This window comes from Streptomyces sp. NPDC046716, assembly GCF_040645755.1.
Classification (GTDB): domain Bacteria; phylum Actinomycetota; class Actinomycetes; order Streptomycetales; family Streptomycetaceae; genus Streptomyces.
This window is the reverse complement of sequence record NZ_JBEYYU010000054.1, coordinates 41183-60574: the sequence shown is the minus strand read 5'-3', so window position 1 is coordinate 60574 and position 19392 is coordinate 41183. Positions and strand designations below refer to the sequence as shown.

Here is a 19392-nt window from a genome sequence, read left to right as displayed (position 1 = left end):
GCAGTTCCCCGCGCCCCTGAAGCGAGCTGCGCTCGCTCAGGGGCAGGGGAAGGCGCGCGCAGCGCATGCCTTCAGGGGCGCGGGGAACTGCGCGACCAGCCACGACGGACCCGCACCCGAACACGCACCCCCCACATGCCGACCCACCCCACAGGAGGCACCCATGACCACCACCGTTCATGAATCCGCCACCGAGACGACGACCCCGGAACTGACATCGCCCGGCGCCGCGACCACCCTCCTCGACGACTACCGCCCCGCCACCGACCGCCTCATAGCCACCCCGCACCACACCCTCCTCGCCCACGGCACCCTCGCCGAACTCCCGCACACCGACGCCCCGTTGACCGCCCGCGTACGGGACCTCCTGAACGAGGCCCGCCGCCGCACGGGCGAGCCACAGCCCCTCGTGCTCGGCGCCCTCCCGTTCGACCCGGCCGCCCCGCCCGCGCTGGCCGTCCCCGAACGCGTCCGCAGAGCACCGGCGTTGAGGACCGACCCGCTGATCGCGCTGCCGGTCCCGGTCACCGGAGACGCCGCCGACTGGCAGGTGCGCGAGATACCGGCGCCGCGGGTGTACGGCGATGCCGTGGCCGCCGCCGTCGCCCGGATGCGGGCCGGCGAGTTCGACAAGGTCGTCCTCGCCCGCACCCTCGAACTGACCGCCCCGCACGCCCCCGACCTCCCCGCGATGCTGCGCCGGCTGGCCCGCCGGGACCCGTCCGGCTACACCTTCGCCGTGCCCACCGCCCCGGGCCGCACACTGATCGGCGCAAGCCCCGAACTCCTCGTCGCCCGCCGGGGAGCGCAGCTCACCGCCAACCCCCTCGCGGGCTCCGCACCGCGCAGCGCCGACCTCGCCGAGGACGTCCGGCGGGCCGCCGCGCTCCTCGAATCCCCGAAGGACCTGCACGAACACGCCGTGGTCGTGGCCGCGGTACGCGAGGCGCTCGCCCCGTTCTGCCGCACCATCGACGTCCCGGAGCGCCCCACCCTCGTCCGTACGGCCGCGATGTGGCACCTGTCGACGACGGTCACCGGCGAACTCACCGACCCCGACAGCACCACCGCGCTCGACCTCGCCGGTGCCCTGCACCCGACCCCGGCCGTCTGCGGCACCCCGACCGCCGTGGCCCGGCGGGTGATCGCCGAGTCCGAGCCCTTCGACCGCGGCGCCTACACCGGCATGGTCGGCTGGCAGAACGCCGCCGGTGACGGCGACTGGGTCGTCACCATCCGCTGCGCCGAGGCCGAGGGCAATCGCCTGCGCCTGTTCGCGGGCGCCGGAGTGGTCGCCGCGTCCTCGCCGGAGGCGGAGACCGCCGAGACCGGCGCCAAGTTCCGTACCTTCCTCAGCGCCGTGGGAGCCGCCCTGTGACCGCCGACGCCCTGACCCCGGGAACGGACGCGCCCACCTGGCCCGCCGCGTTCGCCGAGCGCTACCGCGCGGCCGGCTACTGGCGCGGCGAGACGTTCGGCGGTGTGCTGCGCGAACGCGCCGAGAGCCACCCGGAGCGGATCGCCCTCGTCGACCCGGCGCCCGTCCGGCGCACCTGGACCTACGGCGAACTCGACGAGCGCGCCGACCGGCTGGCCGCCGGCTTCGCCGCCCGCGGCATCGGCAAGGGCGACCGCGTCGTCGTCCAGCTGCCGAACATCGGCGAGTTCATCGAAGTCGTCTTCGCCCTGTTCCGCATCGGCGCCCTGCCGGTGTACGCCCTGCCGGCCCACCGCGAGGCGGAGATCGGCTACTTCTGCGCCTTCACCGAGGCCGTCGCGTACGTCGTCCCGGACCGGCACGCCGGATTCGACCACCGGACACTCGCCACCACGGTCAAGGAACGCACGCCGTCGCTGCGGCACGTCTTCGTCGTGGGCGACCCCGGCGAGCACACCGCGCTGGACGAAGTGCCGTGCGATCCGGTCGAGTTGACCGGACCCGAACCACACGAACTCGCCTTCCTCCAGCTCTCCGGCGGCACCACCGGCCGCCCGAAACTGATCCCGCGCACCCACGACGACTACCTGTACTCCCTGTGGGGGTCGAACGACATCTGCGGCGTCGACGCCGACACCCGCTTCCTCGTCGTCCTGCCCGCCGCCCACAACTTCCCGATGAGCTCGCCCGGCTGGCTCGGCGTGCTGTACGCGGGCGGCACCGTCGTCATGTCCCCGGGCACCGACCCCGACACGGCCTTCCCGATCGTCGCCGCCGAACGCGTCACCATGACCGGGCTCGTCCCGCCGCTCGCCCTCGTCTGGACCCACGCGGGCTCCGACACCCGGCACGACCTGTCCTCGCTCGACCTCGTCCTGGTCGGCGGCGCCAAGTACAGCGAGGCCGCCGCCCGCAGACTCACCCCCGCGCTCGGCAGCAGGCTGATGCAGGTCTTCGGCATGGCCGAGGGCCTCGTCAACTACACGCGCCTGGACGACGATCCGGAGACCGTCGTCACCACACAGGGCCTGCCCATCTCCCCGGACGACGAGATCCGCGTCGTCGACGACGCCGACCAGGACGTCCCCGACGGGGAGTTCGGGCACCTGCTGACCCGGGGCCCGTACACCATCCGCGGCTACTGGCGCGCCCCCGAGCACAACGCCCGCTCCTTCACCGCCGACGGCTTCTACCGCACCGGCGACATCGTGCGCCGCACCCCCGGCGGCCACCTCGTCGTCGAGGGCCGGGCCAAGGACCAGATCAACCGCGGCGGCGAGAAGATCGCCCCCGAGGAGATCGAGAACATCATCCTCGCCCATCCGGCCGTGCACGACGTCTCCCTCGTCGCCGTCCCCGACGCGTACCTGGGCGAGCGGTCCCTCGCCTACGTCGTCCTGCGCCCGGACGCCGCACCCCTGAGGCCGGTCGCCGTGAAGCGGTTCGTCCGGGAGCGGGGCGTGGCCGCGTACAAGGTGCCCGACCTCGTCGAGTTCGTCGACGTCTTCCCGCAGACCGGCATCGGCAAGACGGCCAAGAAGCAGCAGCGGTCCACCGCCGAACAGCACTGAAACACCTGGAGATTCCCCCCATGGCGCTCCCCACCATCGCCGCGTATCCGCTCCCGGCCCCGGCCGAGCTCCCCGCCAACCGGGTCTCCTGGACGGTCGACCCGGCCCGCGCGGTCCTCCTCGTGCACGACCTCCAGCACCACTTCCTCGCCAAGTACCCGCAAGAGCAGCAGCCGTTGACCGGCATGCTCGACAACTCCGCCCGGCTGATCGAGGAGAGCCGCGCCCTCGGCGTCCCCGTCGTGTACTCCGCCCAGCGCGGTGGCCAGACCCCCGAGGAACGCGGACTCCAGCTCGACTTCTGGGGACCCGGCGTCGCCGACGACCCGCAGGCCCTCGCGACCCCGGACCCGGTCGCGCCCCGCGCCGGCGACACCGTCCTCACCAAGTGGAAGTACAGCGCCTTCGTGCGCACCGAACTCGCCGACCTGATGGCCGCGGCGGGCCGCGACCAACTGGTGATCGTCGGCGTCTACGCCCACATCGGCGTCCTCATCAGCGCCTGCGACGCGTGGATGCGCGACATCCAGGCGTTCGTCGTCGCCGACGCCGTCGCCGACTTCACGCGCGACGACCACGACATGGCCCTGCGCTGGGCGGCGGGCCGCTGCGCCGTCGTCACCACGACCGACGCCCTCATCGAGGAGGTACGGGCCGCATGACCCTCACCGTCGAACAGATCCGCACCGACGTCGCCGACTGCCTCGGGGAGGACCCCGCCGACATCCCCGTCGACGAGAACCTCGTCGACTTCGGCCTGGACTCCGTCCGCGTCATGACCCTCCTCGAACGCTGGCGCCGCGACCACGGCGTGACGGCCTCCTTCGTCGACCTCGCCGAGCAGCCCGCCGTCGAGGCCTGGGCGAAGATCCTGGGGGTGAGCGCCTCATGACTCCCGTCACCCCCGTCGTCGGCCCGGACACCACCCGCCGCGACCTCGTGCTGCCGCTCACCGCGGCCCAGTCCGGCATGTGGTTCGCCCAGGCCCTCGACCCGCTCAGCCCCGCCCAGAACACCGCCGAGTACCTGGTGATCGAGGGCGACCTCGACCCCGAGGCGTTCGCGCGGGCGCTGCGCCGGGTCGTCGCCGAGGCCGACGCGCTCCGCGTCCGCGTCGAGGACACCCCCGACGGACCGCGCCAACGCGTACGCACCGAAGTGGAGTTGCCCCTCACCGTCCACGACGGACTGACCGAGGACGAGGCCGTCGCCCGCATGCGCGCCGACCTCGCGACCCCCGTCGACCTCACCGAGGGCCCGCTCTTCGCACACGCCCTCTTCCACGTGGGCGAGCGCCGCTGGCTGTGGTACCAGCGCATCCACCACCTCGTCATCGACGGCTTCGGCCACTCCCTCCTCGTCCGCCGCACCGCCGAGGTGTACACGGCCCTCGTGCGCGGCGACGAGCCGGGACCACGCACCTTCGCCCCCCTCGCCGACCTGCTGGCCGTCGACACCGAGTACCGGTCCTCCGACGCCTTCGCCGCCGACCGCGCCCACTGGGGCGAGGCCTTCGCCGACCGCCCCGAGGCCCCCCGGCTCGCGGGCCGCGGCGCGCTGCCGTCCCGCACCTTCCACCGCCGTACGACGACGGTGGCACCCCAGGTCCGCGACCGGCTCCGCGACCTCGCCGCCCGCACCCGCGCCACCTGGCCCGACGTCCTCGTCGCCGCCCAGGCCCTCTACACCGCCCGCGCCACCGGCCGCGCCGACGTCGTCCTCGGCCTGCCGATGATGGGCCGGATGGGCTCCGTCGCCCTGCGCGTACCCGGCATGGTCATGAACGTGCTGCCCCTGCGGCTGACCGTCGCCCCGGACGCCACCTTCGCCGAACTGGTCCGCCAGGTCGTCCTCGGCATCCGCGACGTGCGCCGCCACCAGCGCTACCGCTACGAGGACATCCGGCGCGACCTCGGCCTGCTCGGCGAGCAGCGCGGCCTGGTCGGCCCCCTCGTCAACGTCATGCCGTTCGACTACGGCGTCGACTTCGCCGGCGCCCCGGCCACCGCCCACAACCTGTCCGCGGGCCCGGTCGACGACCTCACCGTCAACATCTACGACCGCGCCGACGGCCGCGGCCTGCGCATCGACCACGACGGCAACCCCGCCCTCTACGACGAGGCCGACCTCGCCGCGCACCAGGCCCGCTTCGTCCACCTGCTGGAAGGCCTCGCCGACAGCGACCCGCACACCTCGCTCGCCGGCCGCTCCATCGCCACCCCCGCCGAACTCCACCTCGTCCTCGACGAGTTCAACCGCACCGAGCGCGTCCTTCCCCCCACCACCCTCGTCGGACCGATCGAGGCACAGGCCGCCCGCACCCCGGACGCGCCCGCCCTCGTGTACGGCGACACCCTCCTCACGTACGCCGAACTCGACTCCCGCGCCAACCGGTTGGCCCGCCATCTGCGCACCCTCGGCGCCGCGCCCGGCGAACTGGTCGCCGTCTGCGTGCCGCGCTCCGTCGAGCTGATCGTCACCCTGCTCGCCGTCCTGAAGGCGGGCGCCGCCTACCTTCCGCTCGACCCGGACTACCCCGAACAGCGCCTGGCCCACATGCTCGACGACGCGGCGCCCGTGTGCGCCGTCACCGACCGCCCCGGGCGACTGCCCGCCGGACCGGCCACACCCCGGGTCGTCCTCGACGGCCTCGACCTCTCCGCGTACGCCACGGTGAACCCGGCCCGCGCGCTCACACCCGCGCACCCCGCGTACGTCATCTACACCTCCGGTTCCACCGGCCGCCCCAAGGGCGTCGTCGTCCCGCACGCGGCGATCGACAACCGGCTGCGCTGGATGCAGCACACCTACCCGATCGGGCCCGGCGACCGGGTGCTCCAGAAGACACCGTCCTCGTTCGACGTGTCCGTCTGGGAGTTCTTCTGGCCGCTGCGGGAGGGCGCGACCCTCGTCGTCGCCGAGCCCGGCGGCCACAGGGACCCCGACTATCTGGCCGCCCTCATCCGCGAACAGGCCGTCACCACCTGCCACTTCGTGCCGTCGATGCTCCAGGTGTTCCTCGCCGGGCCCGACGCCGCCACGTGCTCCGCCGGTCTGCGCCGCGTGTTCTGCAGCGGCGAGGCCCTGCCCCGCGAGACCGCGGCCGCCTTCGCCCGCACCCTGCCCGGCGTCGAACTGCACAACCTGTACGGCCCCACGGAGGCCGCCGTCGACGTCACCTTCCACGCCTGCGATCCGCAGGACACCGGGCCGGTGCCGATCGGGCGGCCCGTCTGGAACACCCGCCTCTACGTCCTCGACCCGGCGGGCCGCCCCTGCCCGCCCGGCATCGTGGGCGAACTCTTCCTGGCCGGACGCCAGTTGGCCGACGGCTATCTGAACCGGCCCGAGCTGACCGCCGAACGCTTCGTGCCCGACCCGTTCCGCGGCGGCCGCATGTACCGCACCGGCGACCTCGCCCGCTGGACCGAACACGGCGAGGCCGAGTACCTGGGCCGCACCGACCACCAGGTGAAACTGCGCGGCCAGCGCATCGAACTCGGCGAGATCGAGGCGGCGCTCGCGGCCCGGCCCGGTGTCGACGGGGCCTGCGCGCTCGTCCGCGACGACCGGCTCGTCGGCTACGTCACGGGCACCGCCGACCCCACGGAACTGCGCGCGGCCCTCGCCCGTGAGCTGCCCGAGCACATGGTGCCCTCGGCGATCGTGCCCCTCGACGCGTTCCCGCTCAGCCCCAACGGAAAGCTGGACCGCCGCGAACTCCCCGCCCCCGTCTTCGCGGGCGGCACCGGCGGCCGCCCTCCCGCGAGCCCCCGCGAGGAGGCCCTGACCCGCCTCTTCGCCGAGGTCCTCGGCATCGCGCAGGCGGGCCCGGACGACGCGTTCTTCGATCTCGGCGGCACCTCGCTGCTCGCCGTACGCCTCGTGGCACGCGTGCGCGAGGAGCTGGGCGCCGACCTCACCATCGGCTCGCTCTTCGAGGCCCCGACCCCGGCCGCGCTCGCCGCCCGCATCGACGACGGCGGACCCGCCGCGACGGACGCCCTCGGCGTGATCCTGCCCCTGCGCGCGGAGGGCACCCGGGCGCCGCTGTTCGCGATCCACCCGGCGGGCGGCATCTCCTGGTGCTACGCGGGCCTCACCGCCCGCCTCGGCCAGGACCAGCCCGTCTACGGCATCCAGGCCCGCGGCCTGACCTCCGACGCCCCGCTGCCGCCCACCCTGTGGGACCAGGCGGCCGACTACGCCGACGAGATCCGGACGATCCGGCCGCACGGCCCGTACCGGCTCCTCGGCTGGTCGGTCGGCGGCATCCTCGCCCACTCGGTCGCCGTCCTGCTCCAGGAAGCGGGGGAGGAGGTCGAACTCCTCGCCCTGCTCGACGCGTTCCCCGCCGAGCAGTGGCGCGAGCGCCCCGCACCCGAGGAGGGCGACGCCCTCACCGCCGTCCTGCGCATGGCCGGATTCGAACGCGGCGCCGAGCGGACCCGCGCCGACGTCCTCGCCACGCTCCGCAAGGCGGGCAGCCCGCTGGCGGGCCTCACCGACGGCACCCTGTCCCGCATCGTCGACATCGTCCCGCACCACGCCCGCATGATGCGCGAGCACACCCACCGCCGCTACGACGGCGACGTCCTCTTCGTCACGGCGGCGGCCCCGCGCCCCGAGGACTGGCTCACCCGCGAGGCCTGGCGCCCGCACGTCACCGGCCGCCTCACCAACCACGACCTGCCCTGCACCCACCCCGAACTCCTCAGGGACGGACCCGTGGACGAGATCGCGGCGGCGCTGGCGCCACGCCTGAAGGAAGGGGAGGCCCGCGCTTTCTGAGCTGCGCCACCCGGGCGCGTTCCGTACCGTGCCCGGGTGACCGACACCGAGCGAGAACGCCTGCGCCGCACCTTCACCGAGGCGGCCGAGACCTACGACCGGGCCCGTCCCGGCTATCCGCCGCGGGTCCACGACGACCTGGCGGCGCTCGCCGGGGCGGGGCCCGGCTGCCGGGTGCTCGAGATCGGCTGCGGCACCGGCCTGGCGACCGTGCCGCTCGCCGGGCGCGGCTGCCGGATCGTCGCCGTGGAACTCGGCGCCGAACTCGCCGCCGTCGCCCGCCGCAACCTCGCCGGGTATCCCGAAGTCACCGTCGAGACCGCCGCGTTCGAGGACTGGCCGCTGCCGCCCGAACCCTTCGACCTGGTCCTGGCGGCGACCTCGTTCCACTGGATCGACCCCGCCGTGCGCGTCGCGAAGTCCGCCGCCGCGCTGCGCCCCGGCGGCATGCTCGCGACGCTGTCGACCCATCATGTCGCGGGCGGCACAGAACAGTTCTTCGTCGACGTACAGGACTGCTACGAACGCTTCGACCCGGCCACACCGCCCGGCCTGCGCCTCACCGCCGCGGACGACATCCCGTACGACAGCCAGGAGGCACCGAGCCGGAACGTCGCGCAGGGCAACGCTGCGCTGCCCGGCGCCGACCGGTTCGAGCCGCCCGTCTTCCGCCGCTACGAACGCGACCTCACGTTCACCACCCGGCAGTACCTCGACCTCCTGCGCACCTTCTCCGGTACCCGCGCCCTCGCCCCGGCCGCCCGCGCAGGACTCCTCGACTGCGTCGGCCGCCTCATCGACCGCCGCTACGGGGGCACGGTCACCAAGCGCCACCTGACCGAACTCAGGCTGGCCCGCCGCAAGGACCGACCCGACCGGCCCGGCTCGACGCGATCACCGGCCGCGCGGCACAGTGAGCACGGGCACCAGACAGACACAAGGGAGTCGAAGGCATGAGCGCACCGACCGACAAGCCGACCGTGGCGGTCCTCGGTACCGGAATCATGGGCGCCGCGATGGCCCGGAACATCGCACGGGCCGGGCACACCGTCCGCGCCTGGAACCGCAGCCGCGCCAAGGCGGAACCGCTCACCGCCGACGGCGTGCACGTCACCGACACCCCGGCGGAGGCCGTCACCGGCGCGGACACGATCCTGACCATGCTCCACGACGGACCGGCCGCCCTGGACGTGATGCGCCAGGCGGCCGACGGGCTGCGCCCCGGCGCCGCGTGGATCCAGTCGACGACGGCCGGCATCGAGGGCGTCACCCAGCTGGCCGACTTCGCCGACCGCAACCGGCTCGTCTTCTTCGACGCCCCCGTGCTCGGCACCCGCGGCCCCGCCGAGGAGGGGCAGCTGCTGATCCTCGCGGCGGGCCCCGGCGAGCACCGCGACGCGATCGCCCCGGTCCTCGAAGCGGTCGGCAGCCGCACCGTGTGGACCGGCGAGGACGGCGCCGCGGGCAGCGCCACCCGGCTCAAGCTGGTCGCCAACAGCTGGGTCCTGGCGGCGACCAACGCCGCCGGCGAGGTCCTCGCCCTCTCCGAGGCCCTCGGCGTCGACCCGGACCACTTCTTCGACGCCATCGCGGGCGGCGGCCTCGACATGCCGTATCTGCGGATGAAGACCGCTCTGGTGCGGGAGGACAGGCTCACCCCGGCTCAGTTCGCGGTGAGCACGGCCGCCAAGGACGCCCGGCTCATCGTGGAGGCGGGCCGGGCGGGCGGCGTCCGCCTCGACGTCGCCGAGGCGAGCGCGGCCCGCTTCGCCCGCGCCGCCGAGCAGGGCCACGGGGACGAGGACATGGCCGCCGCCTACTTCGCGTCGTTCGACGGCGGCCATCGGCCCGAGGAGCCCTCAGGACGCTGACGACGGTCCCGCCGGGGCGGCCGGGAGATTGACCGGGAGGCCGGGGTCGGCGCCGGGCGTCAGCGTCCGGCGCCAGGCGGCCTTCTCGCGCGTCGCCTCCCGCTCCGGCGAGGTCGCCCACCGGAAGGTGAGCTGCGCGACCGTCGCCTGCGGCAGCGCCCACGCGGCCCGGACCAGGTCGAGCTCCCGCTGCAGCTTCCGTGTCGACACCTGGAGCCGGCGTGCCGCCCCGTCCTGGGTCTCTCCCTCGGACAGGGCCCGCAGGATCGCCCGCTGCAACTGGCTCAGCAGCCCGCCCTCCGGGCTCTGGCCGCGCACCCGGCGCTGACCGTGCCAGGGGCTGGCCCGCCGCCACTCCTGCTCGAACGCGTGCTTGCAGAAGGCGACCATCGCCCGGTCCGTGATGATCCACGCCGAGCCGTCCGGAGCGTCGGGGACCACGTAGTCGGAGATGACCGCGACCCGCTCGTCGACGATGACGACCCGCTCGAAGGGGTCCGCCAGCGTCCGGAAGTGCACCCCGCGCGGCGCCATCGTCGACGCCCACTCGCAGGTCACCACGTCGTCGCGGACCGCGTCCTGATACAGCGTCCGGTAGCGCACCCCGCGCTCCAGGGCCGCCGTGTCGCGCGGTACGCCGATGTCCATCTGCTCCCGGGTCCGCGGCCCGTGCGGATGCGCGCCGAGCAGCTCCGACCGGGCCGATCCGAGGATCGCCCCGATCCGTTCGTTGACCTCGGCCCGGTCGGAGAGGAACTCCGAGCCCGTGGTGCCCGCCGCCCGGCTGCGCGACTGGGCGAACGCCAGGTTCAACTGTTCCACGGCGCCCGGCAGTTCCATCAGGATCCGGGTCTGCTCCTGAAGGTGCACCAGCGCCTCCTTGGCGACCGACCAGGCGGCCGCCGTGGGCGGTAAGGGCACCGGACGCGCTCCGTCCTCGGGGACGCCGACCATGCCCCAGGCCTGTAACTGCGCGAGCGCCTCGGCGTCCGCGGGGCCGGTCGGGCGGCCCGTCGACAGCCGCCCGTACAGGTCGACCGCGGCGGCCGACAGCGCCTGTCCCGGCAGCGCACGCCCGCGCGCGTCCTCGGGTGCGGTGCTCTCTCCCACCCAACCCTCCGTCAGGGTCAACGCCACTCGGCCGTCGGCCTGTTGGCGTACCTACGCCAGGCAGCAAGACGACAGCGGATTCGATTGCAGCCGCGCCGCCGCATGGGCCACATTCTATCCGTGGGGCCCCACCCGGTACCTGCGAACCGTCTTCGCCCAGGCGACATCGTCCCTGTGCGCCCGGAAGGACAACGATGACCCACATGGCACGCCGCATCGGAGCCCTCATCGCCCTGACCGTCGCCGCCCTGGCCGGCGTGGCGCACGCGCAGTCGGCGCACGGAGCGGCGACGACGACGCGTGCCGACAGCGTGTGGCTGGCGCCCGCCGATCCGCAACCGGCCAATGAGCCGAACCAGGAGACGGCCCCGGCCGATGTGTCGACCCGGGCGATCGCACCGCTGGACTCCGTCTGGTAGTCGCCCCCTCAGAGCCACCTGTCCAGGGGCTCGGGCGGCCTGCACTTTCCGTGGGGGGAAGCACTGTGCAGGCCGCCCGAGCCCCGCACCTGTGCCCGGGACCGGGCGCGGTGCGGCGGCTCAGCCGAGCCGGGGGATCTCGATCGCCGGGCACCTGTCCATGACCATCTCGAGCCCCGCCTCGCGGGTCCGCCCGTACGCGGCCTCGTCGACCACACCGAGCTGGAACCAGACCGCCTTCGCGCCGATCGCCACGGCCTCGTCGGCCACCCCGCCCGCCAGATCGCCGTTGACGAAGACGTCGACGACGTCCACGGGGAAGGGGATGTCGGCGAGCGAGGCGTACCCCTGTTCGCCGTGGACGGTCTCCGCCTTCGGGTGGACCGGGACGATCCGCTTGCCGAAGCGCTGGAGCACACCGGCGACGCCGTAGGCCGCCCGCGCCTGGTTCGACGAGAGACCGACGACGGCCCAGGTGTCGCCGGACTCGGTGAGGATCTTGCGGACCGTGTCCTGGTCGCCGTACATGACTGCCTCCTGTGAGCGCGGGCTGATGCTGACACAACCCTCCGGCGGCCCCGGGGATTCCGCGGCCGGGTCAGCCCACGTGCACGCGGGGCCGCCGCTGCGGGTCCGACTCCGCGCGGCGCAGCACCTCGCGGGTGACCGGGGCGACCTCGCCGTCACCGAAGACGAGGAAGCGCAGCAGGTGGCTGACGGGGTGGCCCTCCGTCCAGTTGAAGTAGGCGTGCGGCACCTCGCCCGTGCGGTCGCGCAGGTTCATCAGCACCGCCGCCACCGTGTTCGGCACACCCGGGCCGTGCACGCGCAGCCGCCGCACGCCGTGCTTCTCGTCGCCGTGGACGACGAGGTCCTCGGTGAAGTCCGAGGAGTCCTGGATGAAGACCTCCAGGAAGAGCAGGGCGCCGTCGTCGGGGATGTGGGTGTCCTCGCGCTGGTCCTTCTCCTTCGCGCGGTACTCGGCGGTGGTGTGCTCCTGCGGCTCGTTGGCGATGATGCGCAGCGGACCCAGGGCCGCCGCCTCGTCGATCAGCCGGACGGCCTCCTCGTCGTAGGTCACCGCGCCCGCGCGCAGTTCGAAGGCGCGGTGGACCCGGGAGGCGAAGGACGAGATCAGGATCGCGGCGATGAAGATCAGGGCGATCTTGATGCCGTCGGGGCGCTCCACGACGTTCGTGACGAGCGTGTAGGCGAAGACGGCCGTGATGGCGCCGAAGCCGAGCGTCGCCCCCCGGTGGCCGTGCCGGTGCACCGCGACCGTCGAGGCGAAGGACGCGGAGAGCATCAGCACCAGCACGCCCGTGGCGTACGCGCCGGACTGGTCGTCGACGTTGGCGTTGAACCAGAGGGTGATGAAGACGGCCGCCGCCATGAAGACGAGGACCAGCGGACGCACCGCCCGGGTCCACTCGGGCGCCATGCCGTAGCGCGGCAGATAGCGGGGGACCAGATTGAGCAGGCCCGCCATGGCGGAGGCGCCGGCGAACCACAGGATGGCGATGGTCGAGATGTCGTAGACCGTGCCGAACGCCTCGCCCAGATAGGCGTGCGCGAGATAGGCGAGCGCCCGGCCGTTGGCCGCGCCGCCCGCCTCGAACTCGGCCTGCGGGATCAGGATCGTCGTGGCCAGGCTGGACAGCAGCAGGAAGCAGCTCATGATCAGCGCGGCCGTGGTCAGCAGCTTGCGGGTGTCGCGGATCCGGCCGGCCGGTCTGGCGTACGTGTCGTCGGGACCGCCCTGGATCTGCGGCATCACCGCCACACCGGTCTCGAAGCCGGACATGCCGAGCGCCAGCTTCGGGAAGACGAGCAGCGCGACACCGACCATCACGAACGGCGAGGAGTGCTCGGCCGTCATCGCGTCCCACCAGTTGGTGATCTTCACCGGCTGGGTGAACACATGGGCGGCGGCCGTGATCAGCACGACCACGTTCATCGCGAGATAGGCGCCGACCAGGACGACCGCGACCCGGATGGCCTCCTTGAACCCCTTCAGGAAGACCGTGCCGAGCGCCGCGAGCAGCACCAGCGTGATCCACAGGTTCTCGTCGTGCAGCCAGCCGGGGGCGAACGGGTTCTCCACGACGTGCGCCGCCGCGTCCGCCGCCGAAAGGGTCATCGTGATCATGAAGTCGGTCGCGGCGAAGCCGAGCAGCACCAGGACGAACAGCTTCCCCGCCCACCAGGGCAGCAGCCGCTCCAGCATCGCGATCGAGCCCTCGCCGTGCGGCGACTCCTTCGCGACCCGGCGGTACACGGGCAGCGCGCCGAGCAGGGTCAGCGCGATCAGGACCAGCGTCGCGAGCGGCGACAGCAGGCCGGCCGCCAGGGCCGCGATGCCCGGCTGGTAGCCCAGCGTGGAGAAGTAGTCGACACCCGTCAGGCACATCACGCGCCACCACCGGTGACCGCGGTGCTCCTCCGGGACCCGGCCGTGCGGCCCCTGGTGGCGGGCGGTCTGCTCGCTCAGGCCCTCCAGCAGCCAGGACCGCCAGCGCGAGGTGCTGGCGGGTGGGGCGTCGGCCCGGGTGCCGGTCATATGGGGGGCTCTCTGTCGTCAGGCTGCCGTCAGGCTCGGTGGTGTCGCCGGTCGAGTACGGGAATGCACTGCCCCGCGGCAGCCCGTTCATGACAGTGGCGACGAGCGAGTATCCACCACATCGTCGCCCGCACACCGGGTGGGGGCGACCTCTGCCGCACCTGCGAATAGGCTGGTCGGATGCAGGACGAGTACCGCACGGTGGCCCACGAGGGCGTGCACGAGACAGAGATCAACCGCTCCCGGTTCCTGTGCGCGCTCGCACCCGCCGCGACCGAGGAGGAGGCGCAGGCCTTCGTCGCGCGCGTCCGCAAGGAGCACCCGACGGCCTCGCACAACTGCTACGCGTACGTGATCGGCGCCGACGCCTCCGTGCAGAAGGCGAGCGACGACGGCGAGCCCGGCGGCACCGCGGGGGTGCCCATGCTCCAGATGCTCACCCGGCGCGAGATGCGCTACGTCGTCGCCGTCGTCACCCGCTACTACGGCGGGGTGAAGCTGGGCGCCGGCGGACTCATCCGGGCGTACGGCGGCGCGGTGGGGGAGGCGCTGGACACGCTCGGCACCGTCACCCGCCGCCGCTTCCGTCTCGCCACGGTGACCGTCGACCACGGCCGTGCCGGAAAGATGGAGAACGATCTGCGGGCCACCGGGCGCGAGGTGCGCGACGTCAGCTACGCGGAGGCCGTCACCATCGAGATCGGGCTGCCCGAGGGGGACGTCGAGCGGTTCCGTGCGTGGCTCGCCGACGTCAGCGCGGGGACCGCGGGCTTCGAGCTGGGCGGAGAGGCGTACGGCTGAGCTGTCCACGGCGTGGGCGGGTCTCGACGGATGTACGGGGCACCTGGTTCAATCGGCCCATGGACGCAGGACGGCACGACCTCACGCGGCGACGTCACGTCGACCTCGCACGGGTCAGCAGCGCCTCCTGTCGCGTCTCCGGCTGAGCCTTTCGCCCGGCCCGCCTCTCCTTTCCGCCGCGCCCAACTGTCGCTCCGACGCGCCCTGTTCCGTCAGCGAGTGCGGCTTTCGTAGCGGCTTGTCGCGCAGTTCCCCGCGTGACAGGCCCCACCGGCCCGCAGCCGAGAACGAACTCCCTCCCCGCAAAGGACACCCCCGTGGCCCTCCTCCTCACCCTCACCGGCAGCGCCTCCGCCCCCGGCACCTCCCGCACCGCCCACCTCGTGCGCGACCTCGGTGCCCAACTCGCCGCCCACCGGCACGAGATACGCCATCTCGACGTCCGCTCCCTGTCCGCCGAGGGACTGCTGTCCGCCGACACCACCGCCCCCGACATCGCCGAGGCGGTCGCCCTCGTGGCCCGTGCCGACGCCCTGATCGTCGCCAGCCCCGTCTACAAGGCCGCGTACTCCGGCGTGCTGAAGACCTTCCTCGACCTGCTGCCGCAGTACGCGCTGCGCGGCAAGCCCGTGCTGCCGCTGGCCACCGGGGGTTCGCCCGCGCACGTCCTCGCCGTCGACTACGCGCTGCGGCCGGTCCTCACCTCGCTCGGTGCCGATGTCGCGCAGGGCTGGTTCGTCCTGGACCGGCACATCACCGTCGACGCGGACGGCGCGGTCGCCCTCGTCCCCGAGACGCGGGAGGCCCTCGCCCCGGTCCTCGACCGCTTCCGCGACGCCCTGCCGACCGGCTCCCGCCTCGCCGCCGCCTGAGGACCGGACCCGGCCGCGCCTGTTCGGGCTCGTGCGCGGAGTGTGGCAGCACCCTTCTTAACACGCCTTGAATTAAGTACTGTTGAAGCCCCCGGGAGGCCCACCGGGGGCTTTGCTGTGTTCAAGTCCTGCTGGGCGTCGGCCCGTTGATGGCCATCTCGGTTTCATCTCTTGACGGCTCTGGTGCAGACCTTTAGGTTCCCGTTCGCCACAGCTTCATGAATGCAACCGCCGTTCATCTCCTTGAACGGCGGCAACCCCCCCATCGACGGCCTCCCATGAAGGGCTGTGAACCCCCCTATGTCCCGCAGGTCCAGAACCGCTCTCCCGCGCTCCACCGCGCTGCGCGGCGCGCTCGCCACCGCACTGCTCGCGGTGTCGGCGGGCGCACTCGCCGCCACCCCCGCCGCCGCGGCCACCGGCACGATCACCGGGCTCGGCGGCAAGTGCCTCGACGTGGCGGGCGCGAGCTCCGCCAACGGCACCGCCGTACAGCTCTACGACTGCAACGGCACCGCCGCCCAGCAGTGGACCGTCGGCACCGACGGCACGATCCGCGCCCTCGGCAAGTGCCTCGACGTCACCGGGAATTCGACCGCCAACGGCGCCCGGCTCCAGCTGTGGGACTGCGCCGGAAGCGCCAACCAGAAGTGGACCGTCTCCGCCGCCCGCGACCTCGTGGGCCAGCAGTCCGGGAAGTGCGCCGACGTCACCGGCAACACCTCCGCGAACGGCACTCCGGTCCAGATCTGGAGCTGCACGGGCGCCGCCAACCAGAAGTGGACCGCGCCGAGCGGCGGCGGCACCCCTCCCGTGTCGGCGCCGATGGCCGTCGCCCCGTACCTCTACAACGGCTGGGGCAACCCGCCCAGCCCGACCACGATCATGAACGCCACCGGCGTCAAGTGGTTCACCCTCGCCTTCGTCCTCAGCAACGGCACCTGCAACCCGCAGTGGGACGGCGGCCGTCCGCTCACCGGCGGCGTCGACCAGCAGACGATCAACACCGTGCGGGCGGGCGGCGGCGACGTCGTCCCGTCGTTCGGCGGCTACAGCGGCAACAAGCTGGAGAGCTCCTGCACCAGCGCCAGCGCGCTCGCCGGCGCGTACCAGAAGGTCATCGACGCGTACGGCCTCAAGGCCATCGACATCGACCTGGAGGCCGACGCCTACAGCAACGGGACCGTCCAGCAGCGCACCGTGGACGCGCTCAAGACGGTCAAGGCCAACAACCCGGGCATCAAGGTGTACGTCACCATCGGCACGGGCCAGTCGGGGCCGGACACCAGCCTGATCAACCGGGCCGCGAACTCCGGCCTCACCGTGGACAGTTGGACGATCATGCCGTTCGACTTCGGCGGCGCGGGCCAGAACATGGGGACCTTGACCACCAAGGCGGCCGAGGGACTGAAGAACGCCCTCAAGAACGCCTACGGCTACAGCGACGACCAGGCGTACCGGGGCATGGGCATCTCGTCCATGAACGGGATCACCGACGACAACGAGACCGTCACCCCGGCCGACTTCCAGACCATCCTCGGCTACGCGCAGCAGCACCACCTCGCGCGCCTCACGTTCTGGTCCGCCAACCGCGACCGGCCCTGCTCCGGCGGCTACCCGAACGACGACACCTGCTCGGGCGTGTCCCAGAGCGCCTGGCAGTTCACCGGCATCTTCGCCAAGTACACCGGCTGACGGCCGCACCCCCCACAGGAGACCTCCGTGTTCAGATCCGTGCCCGGGTCCGCGCTCAGACGCCGGATACCGAGACTCCTCACCGCGGTCGCGCTCGTCGCGACGACCGCGACCGGAATCGAGATCGCCGCCCAGACGCCGGCGAGCGCGCAGACCGAAGCGGCCGCCGCGCTCCCGACCGGCCCCGCCACCGTGATCAACAAGGGCAGCGGCAAGTGCGTCGACGCCCGCGCGGCCGCGAGCGCCGACGGAACCGCCGTCCAGCAGTACGCCTGCAACGGCAGCGCCGCCCAGAACTGGCGGCTGGTCGCCACCAGCGGCGGCTACTACCGCGTCGACAGCGGTCTCGACGCCACGAAGGCGTGGGACGTCACCGACGTCTCCACCGCCGACTCCGCGGCCGTGCAGCTGTGGACGTACTCCAGCGGCGCCAACCAGCAGTGGCTGCCCGTCGCCGAGGCCGACGGCGCGTACCACTTCGTCAACCGCAACAGCGGCAAGTGCCTGGACGTCCCCGCCGCCTCCGGCGCGGACGGCGTGCAGCTCGCGCAGTACACCTGCAACGGCACGGCCGCGCAGTCCTTCACGCTCGGCGGCGGCACGACGAACCCGCCCGGCACCCCCGACTTCGGCCCGAACGTCACGGTGTTCGACCCGTCGATGTCCGCGTCGAGCATCCAGTCCAAGCTGAACTCGGTCTTCGCCCAGCAGCAGACCAACCAGTTCGGCTCGGCCCGCCAGGCCCTGCTGTTCAAGCCGGGCACGTACAGCGCCGACGCCAACGTCGGCTTCTACACCCAGGTCGCCGGGCTCGGCCTCTCCCCGGACGACGTGACCATCAACGGCGCGGTGCACGCGGAGGCCGACTGGTTCCAGGGCAACGCCACCCAGAACTTCTGGCGCGACGCCGAGAACCTGTCGGTCAACCCGACCGGCGGCACGGACCGCTGGGCCGTCTCGCAGGCCGCCCCGTACCGGCGCATGCACGTGCGCGGCAACCTCGCGCTCGACGACGGCGGCTGGTCCAGCGGCGGCTTCATCTCCGACACCAAGGTCGACGGCCAGATCCGCTCCGGCTCCCAGCAGCAGTTCCTCACCCGCAACTCCCAGATGGCCAGTTGGTCCGGATCGAACTGGAACATGGTCTTCGTCGGCGACCAGGGCGCACCCGCCCAGTCCTTCCCGACGTACACCACGGTGGCGAGCACCCCGACGATCCGCGAGAAGCCGTTCCTGTACGTGGACGGTGCGGGCGCCTACAAGGTGTTCGTGCCCGCGCTGCGGGCGAACGCCGTCGGCACCACGTGGAGCGGCAGGACCCCGGCGGGCACCTCGCTGCCGCTCGACCAGTTCTTCATCGTCAAGCCCGGCGCGACCGCGGCCGACATGAACGCGGCTCTCGCGGCCGGCAAGAACCTGCTGGTCACCCCGGGCGTCTACCACCTCGATCAGACGCTGAACATCACGCGCCCCGACACGGTCGTCCTCGGCATGGGCCTCGCCACCCTCGTGCCGGACGGCGGGATCACCGCGATCACCACCGCCGACGTCGACGGCATCCAGCTCGCCGGCCTGCTGATCGACGCGGGCACCACCAACTCCCAGACCCTCGTGCGGATCGGCCCGGACGGCGCCTCCGCCGACCACGCGGCCGACCCGATCCAGCTCACGGACTTCTTCATCCGGATCGGCGGCGCCACCAACGGCCGGGCGACCAACTCCCTCGTCGTCAACAGCCCGAACACCGTCATCGACCACACCTGGATCTGGCGGGCCGACCACGGCAACGGCGGCACGGTCGGCTGGAGCACCAACACCGCCGACACCGGACTCGTCGTCAACGGCGCGAACGTGACCGCGTACGGCCTCTTCGTCGAACACTTCCAGAAGACGCAGGTCGTCTGGAACGGCAACGGCGGCCGCACCTACTTCTTCCAGAACGAGATGCCCTACGACCCGCCGAACCAGTCCGCCTGGATGAACGGCAGCGGCAAGGGCCACCCCGCCTACAAGGTGGCCAACTCCGTGACCAGCCACGAGGCATGGGGCCTCGGCAGCTACTGCTACTTCAGCACCAACTCCAGTGTCGTCGCCGACCGGGCCTTCGAGGTGCCCAGCACCTCCGGGGTCAGATTCCACGACATGGTCACCGTCTCGCTCGGCGGCACCGGGACCATCAGCCACGTCATCAACAACACCGGAGGGCCGTCCAACTCCGGCTCCAACGTCGCGTACCTGACCAACTACCCGTAGACCGCAGGGAA

The 19392-nt window shown here is 72.7% G+C and carries 15 protein-coding genes; 12 read left to right on the top strand and 3 right to left on the bottom strand.

What is annotated here, in order from left to right; all coding sequences use genetic code 11:
• The first annotated feature begins 163 nt into the window (after positions 1-163).
• From ABZ930_RS31790 to ABZ930_RS31760, 7 genes are read left to right on the top strand one after another with little or no spacing between them, the layout of a single operon-like run.
• Complete coding sequence (locus ABZ930_RS31790) at positions 164-1378, top strand: isochorismate synthase (protein ID WP_361555467.1); 1215 nt, start codon at positions 164-166, stop codon at positions 1376-1378.
• Entirely contained in the window at positions 1375-3009 is a 1635-nt protein-coding gene (locus ABZ930_RS31785) for a (2,3-dihydroxybenzoyl)adenylate synthase (RefSeq protein WP_361555464.1), read from the top strand. The genes ABZ930_RS31790 and ABZ930_RS31785 overlap by 4 nt, the downstream gene beginning before the upstream one ends.
• Positions 3010-3029: 20 nt before the next feature.
• On the top strand, positions 3030-3671 hold the full coding sequence (locus tag ABZ930_RS31780) for an isochorismatase family protein (RefSeq protein WP_361555461.1): 642 nt from the start codon (positions 3030-3032) through the stop codon (positions 3669-3671).
• On the top strand, positions 3668-3901 hold the full coding sequence (locus tag ABZ930_RS31775; RefSeq protein WP_361555458.1) for a phosphopantetheine-binding protein: 234 nt from the start codon (positions 3668-3670) through the stop codon (positions 3899-3901). Before ABZ930_RS31780 ends, ABZ930_RS31775 begins: the two co-directional genes overlap by 4 nt.
• The gene (locus ABZ930_RS31770) at positions 3898-7800 is read left to right on the top strand and encodes an amino acid adenylation domain-containing protein (protein WP_361555455.1); all 3903 of its coding nucleotides are present in this window, start codon (positions 3898-3900) and stop codon (positions 7798-7800) included. Before ABZ930_RS31775 ends, ABZ930_RS31770 begins: the two co-directional genes overlap by 4 nt.
• Before the next feature lie 36 nt (positions 7801-7836).
• The gene (locus tag ABZ930_RS31765; protein WP_361555452.1) at positions 7837-8757 is read left to right on the top strand and encodes a methyltransferase domain-containing protein; all 921 of its coding nucleotides are present in this window, start codon (positions 7837-7839) and stop codon (positions 8755-8757) included.
• Entirely contained in the window at positions 8754-9671 is a 918-nt protein-coding gene (locus tag ABZ930_RS31760) for an NAD(P)-dependent oxidoreductase (protein ID WP_361555449.1), read from the top strand. Before ABZ930_RS31765 ends, ABZ930_RS31760 begins: the two co-directional genes overlap by 4 nt.
• Here the strand turns inward: ABZ930_RS31760 and ABZ930_RS31755 are convergent.
• Positions 9660-10781, bottom strand: a complete 1122-nt coding sequence (locus ABZ930_RS31755) for a hypothetical protein (RefSeq protein WP_361555446.1) — start codon at positions 10779-10781, stop codon at positions 9660-9662. The genes ABZ930_RS31760 and ABZ930_RS31755 overlap by 12 nt on opposite strands.
• A gap of 203 nt (positions 10782-10984) precedes the next feature.
• Between ABZ930_RS31755 and ABZ930_RS31750 the strand changes: the two genes are divergently transcribed.
• The gene (locus ABZ930_RS31750) at positions 10985-11200 is read left to right on the top strand and encodes a hypothetical protein (RefSeq protein ID WP_361555444.1); all 216 of its coding nucleotides are present in this window, start codon (positions 10985-10987) and stop codon (positions 11198-11200) included.
• Between the two features lie 120 nt (positions 11201-11320).
• Here the strand turns inward: ABZ930_RS31750 and ABZ930_RS31745 are convergent, their stop codons facing one another.
• Both ABZ930_RS31745 and ABZ930_RS31740 read right to left on the bottom strand, forming a co-directional pair.
• Positions 11321-11728 carry a CoA-binding protein gene (locus tag ABZ930_RS31745; RefSeq protein WP_361555442.1) on the bottom strand — a complete coding sequence of 136 codons (408 nt, stop codon included), beginning with the start codon at positions 11726-11728 and terminating at the stop codon, positions 11321-11323.
• 70 nt (positions 11729-11798) lie between these two features.
• Complete coding sequence (locus ABZ930_RS31740; RefSeq protein ID WP_361555440.1) at positions 11799-13760, bottom strand: amino acid transporter; 1962 nt, start codon at positions 13758-13760, stop codon at positions 11799-11801.
• A gap of 180 nt (positions 13761-13940) precedes the next feature.
• Between ABZ930_RS31740 and ABZ930_RS31735 the strand changes: the two genes are divergently transcribed.
• The 4 genes from ABZ930_RS31735 (at position 13941) to ABZ930_RS31720 (ending at position 19381) form a co-directional block, all read left to right on the top strand.
• Positions 13941-14561: a YigZ family protein gene (locus tag ABZ930_RS31735; protein ID WP_361555438.1), complete on the top strand. Its 621-nt coding sequence runs from the start codon at positions 13941-13943 to the stop codon at positions 14559-14561.
• A gap of 317 nt (positions 14562-14878) precedes the next feature.
• The gene (ssuE, locus tag ABZ930_RS31730) at positions 14879-15433 is read left to right on the top strand and encodes an NADPH-dependent FMN reductase (RefSeq protein WP_361555436.1); all 555 of its coding nucleotides are present in this window, start codon (positions 14879-14881) and stop codon (positions 15431-15433) included.
• A gap of 300 nt (positions 15434-15733) precedes the next feature.
• On the top strand, positions 15734-17128 hold the full coding sequence (locus tag ABZ930_RS31725; RefSeq protein WP_361555433.1) for a lectin: 1395 nt from the start codon (positions 15734-15736) through the stop codon (positions 17126-17128).
• Between the two features lie 117 nt (positions 17129-17245).
• Positions 17246-19381: an RICIN domain-containing protein gene (locus ABZ930_RS31720; RefSeq protein ID WP_361555476.1), complete on the top strand. Its 2136-nt coding sequence runs from the start codon at positions 17246-17248 to the stop codon at positions 19379-19381.
• Positions 19382-19392 lie beyond the last annotated feature (11 nt).